Origin of the sequence: Actinoplanes sp. CA-030573 (assembly GCF_050951115.1) — a bacterium.
GTDB lineage: Bacteria > Actinomycetota > Actinomycetes > Mycobacteriales > Micromonosporaceae > Actinoplanes.
This window is the reverse complement of record NZ_CP192038.1, coordinates 9,731,268-9,746,207: the sequence shown is the minus strand read 5'-3', so window position 1 is coordinate 9,746,207 and position 14,940 is coordinate 9,731,268. Positions and strand designations below refer to the sequence as shown.

The window sequence follows — 14,940 nt, the reverse complement described above, 5'->3', positions numbered from 1 at the left end:
CCAACAGCGTTCCGTCTTCAAAGGCTAGCTCTGGGTAAGCGGAAGATCCTACGGGCGGGGCGGGTGATCCATCTCGCCGTTCGAAACCCTCAAGAAACAGAAAGCGGCGCTCCCGGGCCGGGAGCGCCGCTTTTGCGGGAAATCAGCGAGCCAGGGTCTCGGCCGGAACCTTGGCCTCGTCCTCGGCCGCCGGGGTGTCCGTGGCCGCCTTGGCGAGGTCGACCGTCGACCGCAGGGCGGTCGGCTTCATCAGCAGGGCCGCGATCACACCGACCACCGCGATCGCCGCGGAGATCAGGAAGATGTGGCCGGTGGCGTCGCCGTACGCGACCCGGACCAGGTGCTGGATCGCCTCCGGCAGGGCCGACAGGTTGAGCGTGCTCGACGACGCCGCGCCGCTGGACGACGCGGGCACGCCGGCCGCCGCCAGCTCGTGGGTCAGGTTGTCGGTGACCCGGTGGGCGAGCACCGCGCCGAGCACCGAGACGCCGATCGTGCCGCCCAGCGAGCGGAAGAACGCCACCGTCGAGCTCGCCGCGCCGATGTCCTTGAGGGCCACCGTGTTCTGCACCGAGAGCACCAGGTTCTGCATGGACATGCCGACGCCGATGCCGACCAGGGCCATGGCCACGCCGACGTACCAGAGGGACGTGTCGTGGTCGAGCATCGAGAGCCCGGCGAAGCCGCCGACCAAAATCAAAGTGCCGGCCACGATGTACGGCTTGATCCGCCCACTCTTGCTGATCAGCCGGCCGGAGACGGTGGACGAGACCAGCACGCCGGCCATCATCGGAATGGTCAGCAGGCCCGCCTCGGTCGGGCTGTACCCGCGACCGATCTGGAAGTACTGGCCGAGGAAGACGGCGCCGCCGAACATGGCCATGCCGACCGCGAGGCTGGCGACGATCGCCAGGGCCGTGCCGCGCTGCTTGACGATCTCGAGCGGGACGACCGGCTCGGCCACCCGGGTCTCGACCCACACCGCCGCGGCCAGGATCGCGAGCCCGACGCCGACCATGGCGAAGGTCGGCCAGGAGATCCAGGCGAACGAGCTGTCCACGAACGACACCCAGATGAGCAGGATGCTGACGCCGGCCGCGATCAGCGAGGCGCCCACGTAGTCCACCTTGACGTTGTCCCGGCGGATCACCGCGAGGTTGAGCGTCTTCTGCAGCACGACGAGCGCGATCACGGCGATCGGCGCGCCGATGAAGAAGCACCAGCGCCAGCCGAGCCAGGCGGTGTCCACGATCAGGCCGCCGAGCAGCGGGCCGCCGACGGTCGCGACGGCCATGACGCCGCCGAGGTAGCCGTTGTACCGGCCGCGCTCCCGCGGCGGGATCATCGCGGCGATCGCGACCTGGACCAGCGCCTGGACGCCGCCCATGCCGAGGCCCTGGAACGCGCGGGCGGCGATCAGCTGACCGGCGGTCTGGCTGAAGCCGGCCACGATCGAGCCGAGCACGAACACCACGATCGAGATCTGCACCAGCAGTTTCTTGCTGTAGAGATCGGCGAGCTTGCCCCAGATCGGGGTGGACGCGGTCGCGGTGAGGAGGCTGGCGGTGACCACCCAGGTGTACTGGGTCTGGCTGCCGTCGAGGGCACCGATGATCTTGGGCAGTGCGGTGGACACGATGGTCGAGCTGGCCATCGCGACGAAGAGCACCAGGAGAAGGCCGGACAGCGCCTCCATGATCTGGCGGTGTGTCATGGGTTTCGCGCTCATCGCGCAGCCTCCAGTAGGTCGTCGGTGAAGCGGTGCAGCAGGGTCGAAAAGGTCCGGAGCTCGTCGGGGGTCCAGCCACGCAGTGCGTCGGCGAGGCCACGGCCGTAACGGTCGAGCACCTGGTCGTAGGCGGCGCGGCCGGCGTCGGTGCTGGTCAGCACGCAGGCGCGGCCGTCGGCCGGGTCGGCGGTCCGCTCGACTAGCCCGTCGCGGACGAGGGCGGCGACCGCGCGGCTGATCGTCGACGGATCCAGGGCGCTCGCGGCCGCCAGCTCCTTGACGTGCGAGCCACGGCTGGCGGTGATGGCGGCGAGAACGCCGAGAGCGCCGGCCGGAACCACCGTGTCGCGCGGGGCGGTGCGCTGCTTGAACAGGCGCACGGCCTTGAGGGCGTCGCGGAGGTGGGACAGCAACTCCCGATGGCGCTCGTGCATGGGGACCTCCTCGGGGTGGTTGCTACATACAACAATCGGCCAACGCTTCTCATTGCGCAATGTTTCTCGTTGAGAAGCAAGTCACACGCCGGTACGCTTCACCCATGAGCACGACGGCGGAGCCGGGGCTGCGAGAGCGCAAGAAGGCCGCCACCCGGCAGGCGCTGCACGAGTCGGCGGTGCGGCTGGCGACCGCGCACGGCCTCGATCGGATCACCGTGGAGGCGATCGCCGACGAGGCCGGCGTCTCCCGGCGTACGTTCTCGAACTATTTCGGAAGCAAAGAGGAAGCGCTGATGTACGGCGACTTCCAGCGAGTCCGGGCACTCATCGAGTCGGTCCGGGCCCGGCCGGCCGGCGAGGCGCCCTGGACGGCGCTCACCGCGGCCGCCGCCGAGTTCAACCGTGAGCTCGGCGACCTCGATCCCGAGATGGTGGCGCGCGGTCGTCTCGTGCGTTCCCATCCGACGCTGATCGCCGCCCAGGTGCAGACGTTCGCGGGGGTGGAGCGCGAGCTCGCGGCGGAGATCGCGACTCGGCTCGACGAGGCCGACCCGCGCGGGGTCCGGGCCCGGATGACCGCCGCGACCTTCCTGGTGGCGCTGCGCGTGTCGCTCAACATGTGGCTGGACGCGCCGGCCGGCACCAGTCTGTGGGAGATCGCCGAGGAGGCGCTGGCCAACGCCGGCCGCGGCTTCGCGTGAGAGTGCGAAAAGCGCGACTCCGGGTGGGGGCCCGGAGTCGCGCTTCTCTTACTTTTTGGGGATGGGAACCAGGTTCTAGCCGGTGAAGCCGGCGAAGATCTTGCTGAACTCGAGCGGCGTCTGCGTCACGTTGGTGCACTGGAAGAGCGCGCCGCTGCAGGCGTTCTTGTCGCGGTTCAGCTCCCAGAACGAGACGAACCCGAGGTGGTTGGCGTTGGCGAAGGCGATCAGGTCCTTCGCGTCGCTCTGGGTGAACTTGCCGTTGTCGTCGTTCACACCCAGCATCGGGGTCACGCCGACCATCTTGAAGGCGGCCGCGTCGCTGTTGCCGTACAGCTGCTTGATCTGGTCCTTGGTGCTCTTGACCGCCTGGATCGCGAGGTCGCCGTAGTCCTGTCCGGAGCGGCCGTAGTCCATCGCCATGATGTTGACGAGGTCGAGGTTGACGCCCGCGTCCTTGGCCGACTTGACCACGTTGACGCCGTCGGTGGTGAGGCCCTCGGGCAGCACCGGCAGGGTCAGCGAGATCTTGAGGCCGGGGTTAGCCTTCTGCAGGGCGGCCAGCGCGGTCGAGCGACGGGCGATAGTGGTCGGATCGGCCACCGCGGCGCCCTCGATGTCGAGGTCGATGTACTTCAGGTTGTACGCCGAGACGACCGCCTGGTACTCGGCCTGCAATGCCGAGACGCTGGTGCAGGCCTGAGCCAGCTCGATGCCGGTGGCGCCGCCGAACGACACCTTCACGTCACCGCCGGCCGCCCGGACCGCCGCGATCTGGTCGGCGAACTGCTTCTGCCGCGGGTCGAAGGCGTTGAACCAGCTCGCCTTGCAGCCGACGCTGGTCACGAAGGCCAGGCTGAAGGACTTGACGTTGCCGCCGCTGCCGAGCTGGGCCAGCGTGGTCGAGCCGTTCGAGAGCAGACCCATGTCCACGTACGGCGCGACCAGCACATTGCCGCCGCCGGTGCCCGGGTTGGAGGTCGGCGGGTTCGTGGTCGGCGCGGTCGTGGTCGGCGCGGTCGTCGGGGCCGTCGTCGGCCTGGTGGTCGGCGCCGTGGTCGGCGTGGTCGTCGGCTTGGTGGTCGCCGGCGTCGTCGGGGCGGTCGTCGTGGTGCCGCCGCCGGCGCAGGAGGCCCCGTTGATCGTGCAGCTGGTCGGCGCGCCGCTGCCGGCCACGACGAAGCCGAACTCGGCGGTGCCGCCGGCCGGGATCGTGGTCGCGTAGCCCGGGTTCTTCGCGGTCGAGGTGCCGCCCGAGGTGGTGACCGTGGCGTCCCAGAAGCTGCCCAGCTTCGCGGTGGACGGCAACGCGAAGACGACCTGCCAGCCGTTCACGGTGGCGCCGGTGTCGTTCTTGATCGTGTAGCGCGCCTGGTAGCCCGATCCCCAATCGCTGTCCTTGCTGAAGGTGGCGGTGAGGACGCCCGCGGCCTTGGTGGTCGGGGTGGTGGCCGCGACGGCCGCGCCGACGCCACCGCCGACGGCGAGAACGGCCGCCGAGGCGTAGATGGCGAGACGCAGACGGCTGCGTTGCATGGGTTGACTCCGATCGCAGGAGATGACGACGGGAGTCGATTCTGCTGAACCGCCTGTTTAAACGACCTTGACCAGACCTTAAAGATCCTTAAATGCGGTTGGCCAGGCCGTCCAGCAGCAGCACGAGCTGCCGCTTCCAGGCGTTCGGATCGGCCGAGCGCTGCACCACCCCGGCGTTGGCGCGCATCAGGATGCCGATGTCCTGGCGGGTGAAGTCGGCGCGCAGCACGCCCGCCGCCTGGGCCCGCTCGATGACCTCGGTGGCGCCGCGCTGGGCGGCCGCCCGCAGCGACGCGAGCCGGTCGTCGTCGTCGAAGCTGGTCGAGACCATCAGCTCGGACAGCCCGCGATCGGCGGCCTGCAGCTCGAAGAGCCGGGTCAGGTAGCCGACGAACGCGGCCCACGGGTCGGGCTCGAGCAGCGCCAGCTCGGCCAGCTCGACGTACTCGGACATCTGGCCGGCAAAGACCTCGGCGATCAGGTCGCGCCGGGTCGGGAAGCGCCGGTAGAGGGTGGCGTTGCCGACGCCGGCCCGGCGCGCGATCTCGTCGAGCGAGGCGTCCAGCCCGTGCTCACCGAAGATCTCCCGGGCCGCGGCGACGAGCGCGACCCGGTTCCGCTCCGCATCCGCGCGCAGACGTTGGGGCATGGGTGACAGGGTACGACGACGACCGGGGATGCCTCCCCGGTTGGTGCTAGGTTGCGCTCATGCAGACCCAGACCACCGAAGTTCAGGTGCCGGCCGCCGACGGCGAGGCGGAGGCGTACCTGGTGAAGCCCGAGGGCGACGGGCCGTTCCCGGCCGTGCTCATGTTCATGGACGCGTTCGGGCTGCGTCCCCGCCTGGCCGAGATGGCCGAGCGGATCGCCGAGCACGACTACGCCGTACTCGTGCCCAATCTGTTCTACCGCAGCGCGCAGGGCCCACTGGTGACCAGCGAGGAGCTGACCGACCCGGAGAAGCGGGGCGCCGCGTTCGGCCGGCTGATGCCGATGATGCAGGTGCTCACGCTGGAGCGGATGGCTCTCGACAGTGCGGCGTATCTCGATTTCCTCGCGGCCCAGCCGGGAGTGGCGTCCGGGCCGGCGGCCGCCGTCGGCTATTGCATGGGCGGGCGCAACGCGCTGATCGCGATGGAGGCGCACCCCGACCGGATCAAGGCGCTGGGCAGCTTCCACGCCGGCGGCGTCGTCACCGACCAGCCGAACAGCCCGCACCTCGCGGTCGGCAACCTCACCGGCGAGGTCTACTTCGCCCACGCCGACAACGACCGGTCGATGACGCCCGAGCAGATCAAGGCGCTCGAGGCGGCGCTCGACGAGGCCGGCGTCACCTACACCTCCGAGGTGTACGAGGGCGCGCCGCACGGATTCACCATGAGCGACACGTCGTCGTACCACGCCGAGGGCGAGCGGCGGCACTGGGAGAACCTGTTCGAGCTGCTTTCTAGTTTTCGTACAAGCCGGGGAAATAGCGGTCGGTCAGCGTGACGTCGTAGACCTGGCGCACCTCGGTGATCCGGCCGTCCACGACGGCCAGGAACTCCACCATCCGCGCCGTCCCGAACGGCGCCGTCAGGTCGTAGACCAGGGCGGCGCCGTCCTCGGCGACGGTCTCGCCGACCACCGCGACCGAGTCGGCGAACGCCGCGATCCGGTGCTGCACGGCCAGCAGCTCCTCGTCGTCCACCGGCGCGTCGAGATTCCATTCGACCTCGACGTCGGGCGCGAGCAGCTTGCGGACCGCGACCTTGTCGTCGCTGATCCACGACTTGGTCCAGAAGTTGATGACGTCCATGGCTCTCGTCCTTCTCAGTGGCTGACGCCGGCTTCGGGGCGGGCGGGCATCGGCTCCGGGAACTGCCCGTGCCCGAGCAGGGCGGCGGTGGCCTGGGCGATCCGGGCGGCGGCGAGGCCATCCCCGTACGGGCTCCCGATCACCGACATCGAGTCCCGGCGCACGCGGCTCTCCAGCAGGTCCGCGACCGCGGCCAGGATCGCACCCGCCTCGGGGTCGACCGGGTGCGCGCACCCAGCGTGGATGGCCTCGGTCAGCCCGCCGCCGTCCCCCGGCACCAGCACCGGGGTGCCGGCCGCCAGCGCCTCCTCGGCCAGGTCGGCGTCGTCGGTGACGACCACCTCGGCCGCGGCGATCAGGCGGGACCGTTCCGGATAGGGGAGGGCGAGGCCGCCGAAGACGTCCAGCTCCGGGCGCCGTGCGGTCAGGGCGAGCATGGCTTCGCGTACGGGCTGGTCGTGCTCGCTTCCGGTTTTGATGCCGGCTACCACCACCCGGTTGCCCTTTGCTCGCGTGGGGAAGCGCTCGGCCATGAGCCGGGCCGCCTCCACCGCGGTGCCGCCGGTGAGCAGCACGTCGCCCGCCACCACCCGCTCGTCCAGCAGGTTCATCGCGGCCAGCGGGGCGGGCGCCAGGTGCACGGTCGCGGCCTGGGTGAGCAGCCGCCGGTCGCCGTCCGCGTCGTCGGCGACGAGCGAGCCCGACCGGCGCCCCGCGTCCATGTGCATGACCGGGACCCGGCGCCAGTACGCGGCGAGCCCGGCGGCCAGGTTGTCCCCGCGAACCACCACGGCCGACGGGGTCCGGGTCGCCCACAGCTGGTCGTACCGGCGCATCGCCGCCGCCACATCGGCCGAGGCCGGCAGCGTGACGTCGGCCGCGAGCCCGCAGGCGATGAACGTGCGGGCCACGGCGGTCGGGTCGGACCCCGCGGCCAGCAGCACGGGGGCGACCCGGCCCTGTTCGCGCATGGCACGAGCGACCGGCGCCAGGCGTAGCGCCTCGGCGCATGTACCACCGGCAAGGTGGACTTCGGGCAGCGACATGTTTCTCTCCGGGCCTGCGGGGGTTCGGCGGCAGGTCAGGAACGCTATGCAGTTACGCAGCGTAAAACAAGGGATCGCCACGCATTGTGGCCGAAAGGTCGAGTCGGATGGTGATTTACGGCTCTTACGTGCTCAAACCGTGCGGGCTCTCGTGACAGAAAGCGACCGTCGCCGTCTCGCGGTCGTTACCCGCAGTGCCCTTCCCCACCCCGTTCAGTGGGTGGGTGGAGTTAAGCAGCCGGGTACGACGTTTCTTCGCCGTCGTCCACAAACGAAGCGGTGCCCCCTACACAAACCCCACCCCGTTACTGGGTGGGGTGGAGTAGAGCAGCCGGGTATGACGACTTTTCGGCGTTATCCACAGGGCTATTCGCCGCGGGGGGCCTGGTTCAGCAAAGATGGGTCGTCGCGGAGGAGGGCGGCCAGGCGGCGGGCGGCCATCTCGGTTTCCTCGGGGCGTTCGACCTGCAGTGGGATCGGCTTGGGCAGCGGCGTCGGCATGGCGCCTCGCTGGGGCTGCGGCTGGGGCGGGATGATGCGCTCGGTGGCGGCCGGCTCGGCGGGGGCGCGGTGCTGCTCGGCGTGGATGCGGCGGGTGGCCTGGGCATCCGACGGCGGGCGCGGCGAGCTCTGCGGGGGCACGGGCGGCGGCGGGGTGGCCGCGAAGGGGTGCGGGGGGTACTGCGGAGCCGAGGGCGCGGGGCCTGGCGGCATCGGGCTGCCGGACATCGGGCTGCCGGACATCGGGCCGCCGGACATCGGGCTGCCGGAGACCGGGGAGCCGGAGTGAGGGCTGGTCAAACGGGTGCCGTCCAGCGGGCCGGTGAGAGGGCTGCCTGCGGCTGGGCCCACACCGGCGGCGCTGCCCGAAAGAGGGCTGCCGGAAAGAGGGCTGCCGGAAAGAGGGCTGCCGGAAAGAGGGCTGCCCGAGAAAGGGCTGCCCGCGAGAGGGCTGCTGGAAAGCGGGCTGCCCGAGACGGGGCCGTTCGCGGTGGGAGCGGGAGGGGCGCTGGGTGCGGACGGGGCGCGGGACGCCATGCCCAGGTCGCGCATGCGGGCGCCCAAGTCGCGGGATGTCTCGCCGGGGCTGTGGGACGGGTAGCGCGTGTCCGCCGGCTGGCCGTCGAACGAGCCGTAGCGGCGCTCGGCCGTGTCGGATTCGCTGTAATAGGCGGCCGGCTCGGTGTAGCCGTACTGCGGGGCGCCGTAGCGGTCCTGGTCGTCCTGGTGGCGCCGCATCTGGTCGGGGGTGGGGCGGTAGGTCTCGACGGGATCGTCGAGGTCGACGTCGACGATCTCGGCGTGCCTCGCCGGTGGGGACTCCTCCAGCGGTGGGCTGTCGGCGCTCACCTGCACCTGGCCGTCGGCGTAGAAGAAGTGCAGCAGGATCGGCTCGCCGGAGCCCTCGGCGCCCACGGTCACGCCCAGCTCGGGGTGGCGGCCCACGACCGCGGCGATCGCCTCGACCAGCTCGGTCACTGCCGGTGACGTACCGGTGGCCTCACCGGCCGCGCGCCTGCGCAGCTCGTCGCGGCGCGCGAGCTTGTCGAGCGCGTCGTCCAGTCCGCCTCGCACGCGTCACCGTCCTTCCAGTGCGGGTCGTCCTCACCTACTGTGCCCGCTGGAAGGCCGATTTGGAAACCTCGATCTCCGCGACGCCTCGCACACCCTACGTGGACTTGGCTCGGATGGCCTTGTCAAGAGCCTGGTCGAGTACGACCAGCAGGGCGTCCCGGACGGAGGCGCGGAACCGCGCGTCGTATGAGAGGACGGGCACATCGTCGCGGATGGCGAGCGCCCAGCGAACCTCCTCGAGGCTGTAGTTCATCTGTCCGTTGAACGTGTTCACGCCGACCACGAACGGCAGTCCGGCTCGCTCGAAGTAGTCGATTGCGGGGTAGCAATCGTCGATCCGAGCGGTGTCCACCACCACCAATGCACCCAGAGCGCCCTTGATCAGGTCGTCCCACATGAATGCGAAGCGTGACTGGCCGGGCGTACCGAAGATGTAGAGCTTGAGCGTCTGGTCGATGGTCAGGACGCCGAAGTCCATGGCGATCGTCGTCGTGGTCTTCATGGTCGCCTGGCCGGGATCATCGATGCCGACCGACTCCGACGTCATCTCCGCCTCGGTGGTGAGCGGAGAGATCTCGGAGATGGCGCCCACTGTTGTCGTCTTTCCGACACCGAAGCCGCCGGCCACGATGATCTTGACCGGAACCGGGGCCTTCTTCGGCGTACCGCCGCCCACCCGGGCGGAGCCGACGACGCGGTTAGGTGATTGCTCGAAGTCCACGGATCACTCGCATGATGGTCTCAGGGTCGGGGGTCTCGTTGTCCAGCACATGGACGTCCAGCTGGCCGGCGGCGCGCAGGTCGCCGACGAGGATGCGGGTGACGCCGAGGTGCAGACGCAGCCGGGCGGAGATCTCCGCCACGGACGTTGGTTCCCCGCAGAGCGCAACGATCGCGCGCATCTCCGGGGAAAGCCGCATGGGAGTCGCGGCGTGGTTGACGGTCACCTGGGTCTCCATCCCGATGTCGGGATCGGCGCCGTCGGTACGCCCGGACGTGATGACGAACGGGCGTAGCGTCGTGACCTGCTCGTCGACCGGCGGCTCGCTCTGTGGTTGAGGGCGGTAACCGCCGGCCGACTGCGGGCCGGACTGCAGGAAGGGCCGGACACTCGGCCGAGCCGGGTATGCCGGGTCGTCGGGGTCCGGATAGGTCATTGCTGGACGGCGTTCTTCAATTCGGCGATCAGACGCGGGCTCAGCGCGCCACCGGCACGGGTGGCGAAGAGCGTCATCTCGTACGCGAGGGTGCCCAGGTTGGCTGACCGGTCGGCGATGACGCCCAGCACCGAGCCGGCACTGATCGCGGTGACCAGCAGATAGCCCTCGGCCATGTCGATGATGACCCGGTTCAGGGAGCCCAGCCGGTACCAGCTGGCGGCGCCGCCGGCGAGGCTGGTCAGGCCGGAGACGACGGCCGCGAGACGCTCGGCGTTCGGCCGGTCCTTGATCGCGGACATCGCCATCAGGAGACCGTCGGACGAAACAGCGATGGCCTCGATCACGCCTGCGGTGCCGGACGTGAACGAGTCCAGCAGCCAGTTGAAGGTCTTGGCCTCGGCGCTGAGCTGTGCCTGGCCGTAGCCGTTACCGGTTTCCGTGGAGTAAGGGGAAGTCATCGCGGTTGTCCCTCGGGTTGTGGCTGAGTTTCGTTCAGTGCGAGTGCGACTCCGTACTCGAACTGTTCCATCAGTGCTCGTGCGGCATCCGGATCAAGCGGAGGTGCCGGAGCGGGCGGTGGCGAGCTGTGCGGCTCGTCCCGCGGAAGCGTGGCACCCGGAACCCGGCGGGCGAGGGGTGCATGACCGGCCGACGGCGGCGCCGTCATCTCGGTCTCGGCGACGTCCCACTGGGCGCGGCTGACGCCGGCCTCGAAGGCGTCGAAGGCGGCTCGTGCCGCGACCGCGTCGTCCTGTGACGGCGGAGCGGCCGGCAGCGGCTTGCCGGTCTCCATCGGCAGCTGACTGCCCGGAACACGGCGGCGGAGCGGTCCGCCGTTCGCCGACCGCAGGCCCGCGGCGGACTGCTGCGGGTCCGGCTGGGCCGGTGGCTCGTTGTACGCCGGCTGGCGGCCGTAGTCCGGAGACTGACCGTAGCCCTGCGGCTCGGCGTATGGCTGCTGCGCCTGCGGCTCCGGCTCGGCATAGCGAGGCTGGGCGTAGGCCTGCGGCTGTCCGTAGGCCTGCGGCTCGGCATAGGCCTGCGGCTCGGCGTACGGGGACGCCGAGGCCGGGGCCGGTGGCGTGGCCTGGGCCGGTGGCATGGCGTGAGCGGGCGGCGAGGCCGGGGCCGCCGGCGGCGAGTACGCCGCGGGCGTGCCGTAGCGGTAGTCCTCGTCGGTCCGCTGGCGCGGGATCGACGGGCTCGACGGAGCCGCCCCGACCTCGGGAGTGTTCCAGGTCGGCTGCGGCGCCTCGACCGGCTGCTGGTTCCACGCCGACGGACCGGCCGCGGGCAGCTCCGGCAGCGAGGCCGGCACCCGGCCGGCGACCGGCGCGCCCAGGTCGTACACCGGCTGGGGCGCCACCGGCGGCTGGTAGACCTGGCTCGGCGCGTAGACCGGCTCGGCGTCGTAAACCGGCTCGCCGTAGGACGGCGCCGCAGGCTCGGCGTAGGCCGGCGCCGCGGTATCGGCGTACGCCGGCGCCGCAGGCTCGGAGTAGGCCGGCGCCGCAGGCTCGGCGTAGGCCGGGGAAGGCGCCGCGAGGGCCGGCGCCGCCGGCGCCGCGAGAGACGGGAGAGCCGCGGTCGCGAAGGCGTTCCACGACCCGCCCGACTCCAGCGTCCGGGTGGCCCGCTCGAGCACGTTGGCGTCGAACGGCAGCTGGCTGCCGGGCACCGAGGCGCGCGCCGCGGAACCGGCGATCACCTGGGCGAACTCGGACGTGTGGTAACCGGGCGCCACGCCCGGCGTGGCCGTCGGGAACGGCGAGCCGGCCATCGCGGTGGTGCTCGGCACCCGCGAGACCAGGTGCGCCGGGGTCAGGTCGACCCAGACGGTGACACCGCCGCCGGGCGTGTCGGTCAGCGTGACCTCGATGCCGTGCCGGCGGGCCAGCCGGCCGACCACGAACAGGCCGAGCACCTCGGAGGGCACCAGGTCGAGGCGCTCACGGCGGGTGAGCCGCGAGTTCTCCTCGGCGAGACGCTCGGGCGACATGCCCAGGCCGTTGTCGATGATCGCCAGGCGGGCGCCGCCGCGCAGCTCGGTGGCGCTGATCAGCACCCGGGTGTTCGGCGGGGAGAACGCGGTGGCGTTCTCCATGAGCTCGGCCAGCATCAGGGTCAGGTCGGCCAGGACGGCCGGCACGACCACGATCTCCTCGGGCACCTCGACGTCGACGCGGGTGTAGTCCTCGATCTCACCGAGGGCGAGACGGACGACGTCGGAGAGGGACAGCGGCGCCATGTGCTCGTTCGCACCGGCCCCACCGGAGAGCACGACCAGCGACGACGCGTTCCGCCGCAGACGGCTGGACATGTGGTCGAGCCGGTAGAGCTCGCGGAGCCGGTCGCTGTCGGTCTCCTTGCGCTCCAGGTTGTCGATCAGGGCCAGCTGGCGGCCGACCAGGTTCTGGGTACGCCGTCCGACGTGACCGAACATCTGGGCGACGTTGCGGCGGCCGAGAACCTGGCGTTCCACCAGCCGGGCGGCGGTGGTCTGCACCCGGTCGAACGCCCGGGCCAGGTCGCCGATCTCGTCCTGGGCCTCGACGTCGACCGTGTCGAGACGGATCGGGCGTACGGCTTCGGCGTCGTCGTCGGCGACCCGTTCGAGCTCGGCCTCGGCGGCCCGGGCGATCCGGTCGGCCGAGGTGGTCAGGCGGCGCAGCGGCAGGGCGACCGCGCGGGCCATGAAGATGCTCAGCGTGATCACCAGGAGCAGCAGGATCAACGAGCCGCCACCGATGAGGAAGGCGTCCCGGAGAGCCGTGTCCCGGTTGTTCGTCACGATCGTGTCCACGTCGGCGGCCACGCGCTTCTCCACGAAGCCACCGAGCACGAGCACCGACTGCAGCGACGGGAACAGCGTCTTGATGTTCAGCGTCTGCACCGCCGCGTTCGGGTCGATCGCGGCCTGGGTCAGGAAGTCCGAGCCGACCCGGGACGAGAACGCGTCCTGGGCGCCGAGGTACAGCTTGTACTGCGAGTCGGTGAAGAACGCCTGGGCGTTCACGATCAGCTGCTGCAGCTGCACCAGCGTCGAGTAGAAGAGGCCGACGAAGCCGGCGTTCTTGGTGATCGTCGCGACCGTGAGGTAGGCCGACGCCTGACTGATCAGGTCGTCGGACCGCAGCGACTGCTCGAGCGCGAAGACCTGCCGCCCGACGCCGGTGGTGAGGTCGGCGCGCGACGCGAGGTCGAGCCCGTTGAACAGCGGGGTGATGACGCTGGTGAACTCGGTGACCAGAATGTCGGGGCGGATCGCCCGGTTGATCACGTTCTGCCGGGTGTTGTCGAGGCGCTCGGTTCCCCGCAGCGCCCGCCGCATCTCCTTGGAGAGCGGCTGGCCGTCGTCGTCGATCCGGGCGATCGCGTCGGTCGCCTTGGCGCTCTGCACGACCAGCTCCGGCTCCTGGATCAGGCCGAACAGGAAGCCGATCGAGAGCAGGCGCTCCTCCTGGAGCTCCTGCACCGCGGTGCTGACCCGGGTCGCGAGCTGAATCGTGTCCGACGTCTTCTGCGCGTCCTGGGCGTCGCTGATACGCGTGACGATGATCGGCACGCTCAGCGCGACGACGCCGAGCAGAGGAACGATGACGAGCAGGGCAAGCTTGCCCAGAATGCGGAACTTACCGAAGAGCACCGGACCGCTCCCGCCGTGTCGGGTCGTTGTCGCCGTAGGCCGGGGCGATGTCGTACTGACCGCCGTAGGGCGGGGTGGCCCGGCTGGTGGGTATGTCGCGGGTCGACTCGCCGATCGACGCCGGGGCCGGCGCCGGCGCGGTCTCTCGACGGCGGCCGAGAACCGGCCAGATCAGCGCGGCGAGCACGAGGAGAATCGCGAGCAGGCCCATGACGACGGCCTCGGTGCGCCGGTACGAGATGGTGCTCGACCGGTCGTCCAGCAGCTTCGCCATCTCCTTGAGCGTCACGCCGGCCAGCGCGTTGAGCGCCGTCTGCAGCGCGGTCTGCGCGGTCGACATGGTCGCGACGTTCGGGGTGCCGCCCGGGTTGGCGCCACGGGTCATCGACTCGACCCCGCGGCGGAAGGAGTCGAGCGTGCTGACCAGCGAGCCGCTCAGCGTCGGGCTCTTGGTGTTGTCGACCGCGGCCTGGAGGTCCTCGGTGAGGTCGCTCACCGAGTCCTGCACGGTGAGCACCGCCTGTCCGAACTGGACACCGAGGTTGGCCCGGTCCTTGGCCGCAGCGACCTGGAGCAGCTGGGCGTAGTCGCCCATCCGGCTCACCAGCACCACGGTCTTGGACATGTCCTTGGCGACCGCCTCGGCCAGGTTGGAGACGTCGCTGTCCGGGTCGCGGTTCAGCTCGGCGTTGCGCCAGATCGCGGCGTAGAGCGCGAGGGTGAGGTCGGTGACCTCGATGTGCGCCTGGAAGGCGGCGAGCGGGCCGGCGGCCTTGGGCAGCTTGTCGATCTTCGACTTCAGATCGGCCCAGCGCTCCTTGGTCTTGAGGTCGTCACCGAGGCTCTCGTCGGCGGCCGCGGCCTTGGCGACGGCGGACTTCAGCGAGTCGGGCGGGGCGGAGACGCCCTGGATCGCCGACGACTCGGACTCGGCCAGCGCGCTGACCAGCGGGGTGAGGGCGCTGATGTACTCGACGCCCTTCTTCTCCAGATCGGTCTGTGCCCGCTGGTCCGAGTTCTGCTGCCAAACACGTCCAAACAGGACCGCAGTCGGTACAAGTACCAAAACCGTCAAAATCACCGCGAGAGCGGAGCGTAAACGGGTTCGCCGGCTGTTCATTGCTTTCGTCCTCCGCCATGCAACACGCGATGAGCCGTTGGTGACGACTACTGTCCGTAGCCGGATGGGCGCACGGATCCGGGCCAATCTATCCGAGAAAACCTCGGGAAGCCCCTCGCCAAGGGGCAGAGTTCTCTCGGCTGATCGGTGGATGCGGGCTCGGCCTTCGTTCGGCTTCGGGCGCGATTCCCA

General features: G+C 70.4%; 14 protein-coding genes. 2 read left to right on the top strand and 12 right to left on the bottom strand.

The features are described 5' to 3' along the window. Positions 1-142: 142 nt before the first annotated feature. On the bottom strand, positions 143-1,714 hold the full coding sequence (locus ACQP2F_RS45245; protein WP_433299079.1) for an MDR family MFS transporter: 1,572 nt from the start codon (positions 1,712-1,714) through the stop codon (positions 143-145). 11 nt (positions 1,715-1,725) lie between these two features. Further along, positions 1,726-2,163 carry a MarR family winged helix-turn-helix transcriptional regulator gene (locus ACQP2F_RS45240; RefSeq protein WP_433299077.1) on the bottom strand — a complete coding sequence of 146 codons (438 nt, stop codon included), beginning with the start codon at positions 2,161-2,163 and terminating at the stop codon, positions 1,726-1,728. A 104-nt stretch (positions 2,164-2,267) separates the two neighbouring features. Between ACQP2F_RS45240 and ACQP2F_RS45235 the strand changes: the two genes are divergently transcribed. Next, positions 2,268-2,867, top strand: coding sequence for a TetR/AcrR family transcriptional regulator (locus tag ACQP2F_RS45235; protein WP_433299075.1), 600 nt, complete (start codon positions 2,268-2,270; stop codon positions 2,865-2,867). A 75-nt stretch (positions 2,868-2,942) separates the two neighbouring features. Here ACQP2F_RS45235 and ACQP2F_RS45230 read toward each other — a convergent pair whose 3' ends face one another. Then, positions 2,943-4,403 carry a cellulose binding domain-containing protein gene (locus ACQP2F_RS45230; protein ID WP_433299073.1) on the bottom strand — a complete coding sequence of 487 codons (1,461 nt, stop codon included), beginning with the start codon at positions 4,401-4,403 and terminating at the stop codon, positions 2,943-2,945. Between the two features lie 88 nt (positions 4,404-4,491). Then, the gene (locus tag ACQP2F_RS45225; protein ID WP_433299071.1) at positions 4,492-5,052 is read right to left on the bottom strand and encodes a TetR/AcrR family transcriptional regulator; all 561 of its coding nucleotides are present in this window, start codon (positions 5,050-5,052) and stop codon (positions 4,492-4,494) included. 59 nt (positions 5,053-5,111) lie between these two features. Between ACQP2F_RS45225 and ACQP2F_RS45220 the strand changes: the two genes are divergently transcribed. Continuing rightward, positions 5,112-5,894, top strand: coding sequence for a dienelactone hydrolase family protein (locus ACQP2F_RS45220; RefSeq protein ID WP_433299069.1), 783 nt, complete (start codon positions 5,112-5,114; stop codon positions 5,892-5,894). Here the strand turns inward: ACQP2F_RS45220 and ACQP2F_RS45215 are convergent. The 8 genes from ACQP2F_RS45215 to ACQP2F_RS45180 form a co-directional block, all read right to left on the bottom strand. Further along, positions 5,851-6,201 (bottom strand): hypothetical protein, encoded by a 351-nt coding sequence (locus tag ACQP2F_RS45215; protein WP_433299067.1) that lies wholly within the window; start codon positions 6,199-6,201, stop codon positions 5,851-5,853. The two genes, ACQP2F_RS45220 and ACQP2F_RS45215, sit on opposite strands and share 44 nt — an antisense overlap. Positions 6,202-6,215: 14 nt before the next feature. Further along, positions 6,216-7,172: a UDP-N-acetylglucosamine 2-epimerase gene (locus tag ACQP2F_RS45210; RefSeq protein ID WP_433299065.1), complete on the bottom strand. Its 957-nt coding sequence runs from the start codon at positions 7,170-7,172 to the stop codon at positions 6,216-6,218. Between the two features lie 441 nt (positions 7,173-7,613). Next, positions 7,614-8,822, bottom strand: coding sequence for a hypothetical protein (locus ACQP2F_RS45205; protein WP_433299063.1), 1,209 nt, complete (start codon positions 8,820-8,822; stop codon positions 7,614-7,616). Positions 8,823-8,916: 94 nt separating this feature from the next. Then, entirely contained in the window at positions 8,917-9,543 is a 627-nt protein-coding gene (locus tag ACQP2F_RS45200) for a GTP-binding protein (protein ID WP_433299061.1), read from the bottom strand. Continuing rightward, entirely contained in the window at positions 9,521-9,979 is a 459-nt protein-coding gene (locus tag ACQP2F_RS45195) for a DUF742 domain-containing protein (RefSeq protein WP_433299059.1), read from the bottom strand. The genes ACQP2F_RS45200 and ACQP2F_RS45195 overlap by 23 nt, the downstream gene beginning before the upstream one ends. Continuing rightward, positions 9,976-10,440 (bottom strand): roadblock/LC7 domain-containing protein, encoded by a 465-nt coding sequence (locus ACQP2F_RS45190; protein WP_433299057.1) that lies wholly within the window; start codon positions 10,438-10,440, stop codon positions 9,976-9,978. Before ACQP2F_RS45190 ends, ACQP2F_RS45195 begins: the two co-directional genes overlap by 4 nt. Further along, positions 10,437-13,628 (bottom strand): ATP-binding protein, encoded by a 3,192-nt coding sequence (locus ACQP2F_RS45185; RefSeq protein WP_433299055.1) that lies wholly within the window; start codon positions 13,626-13,628, stop codon positions 10,437-10,439. Before ACQP2F_RS45185 ends, ACQP2F_RS45190 begins: the two co-directional genes overlap by 4 nt. Next, entirely contained in the window at positions 13,615-14,694 is a 1,080-nt protein-coding gene (locus ACQP2F_RS45180) for a hypothetical protein (protein ID WP_433299053.1), read from the bottom strand. The genes ACQP2F_RS45185 and ACQP2F_RS45180 overlap by 14 nt, the downstream gene beginning before the upstream one ends. Between the last annotated feature and the right edge of the window lie 246 nt (positions 14,695-14,940).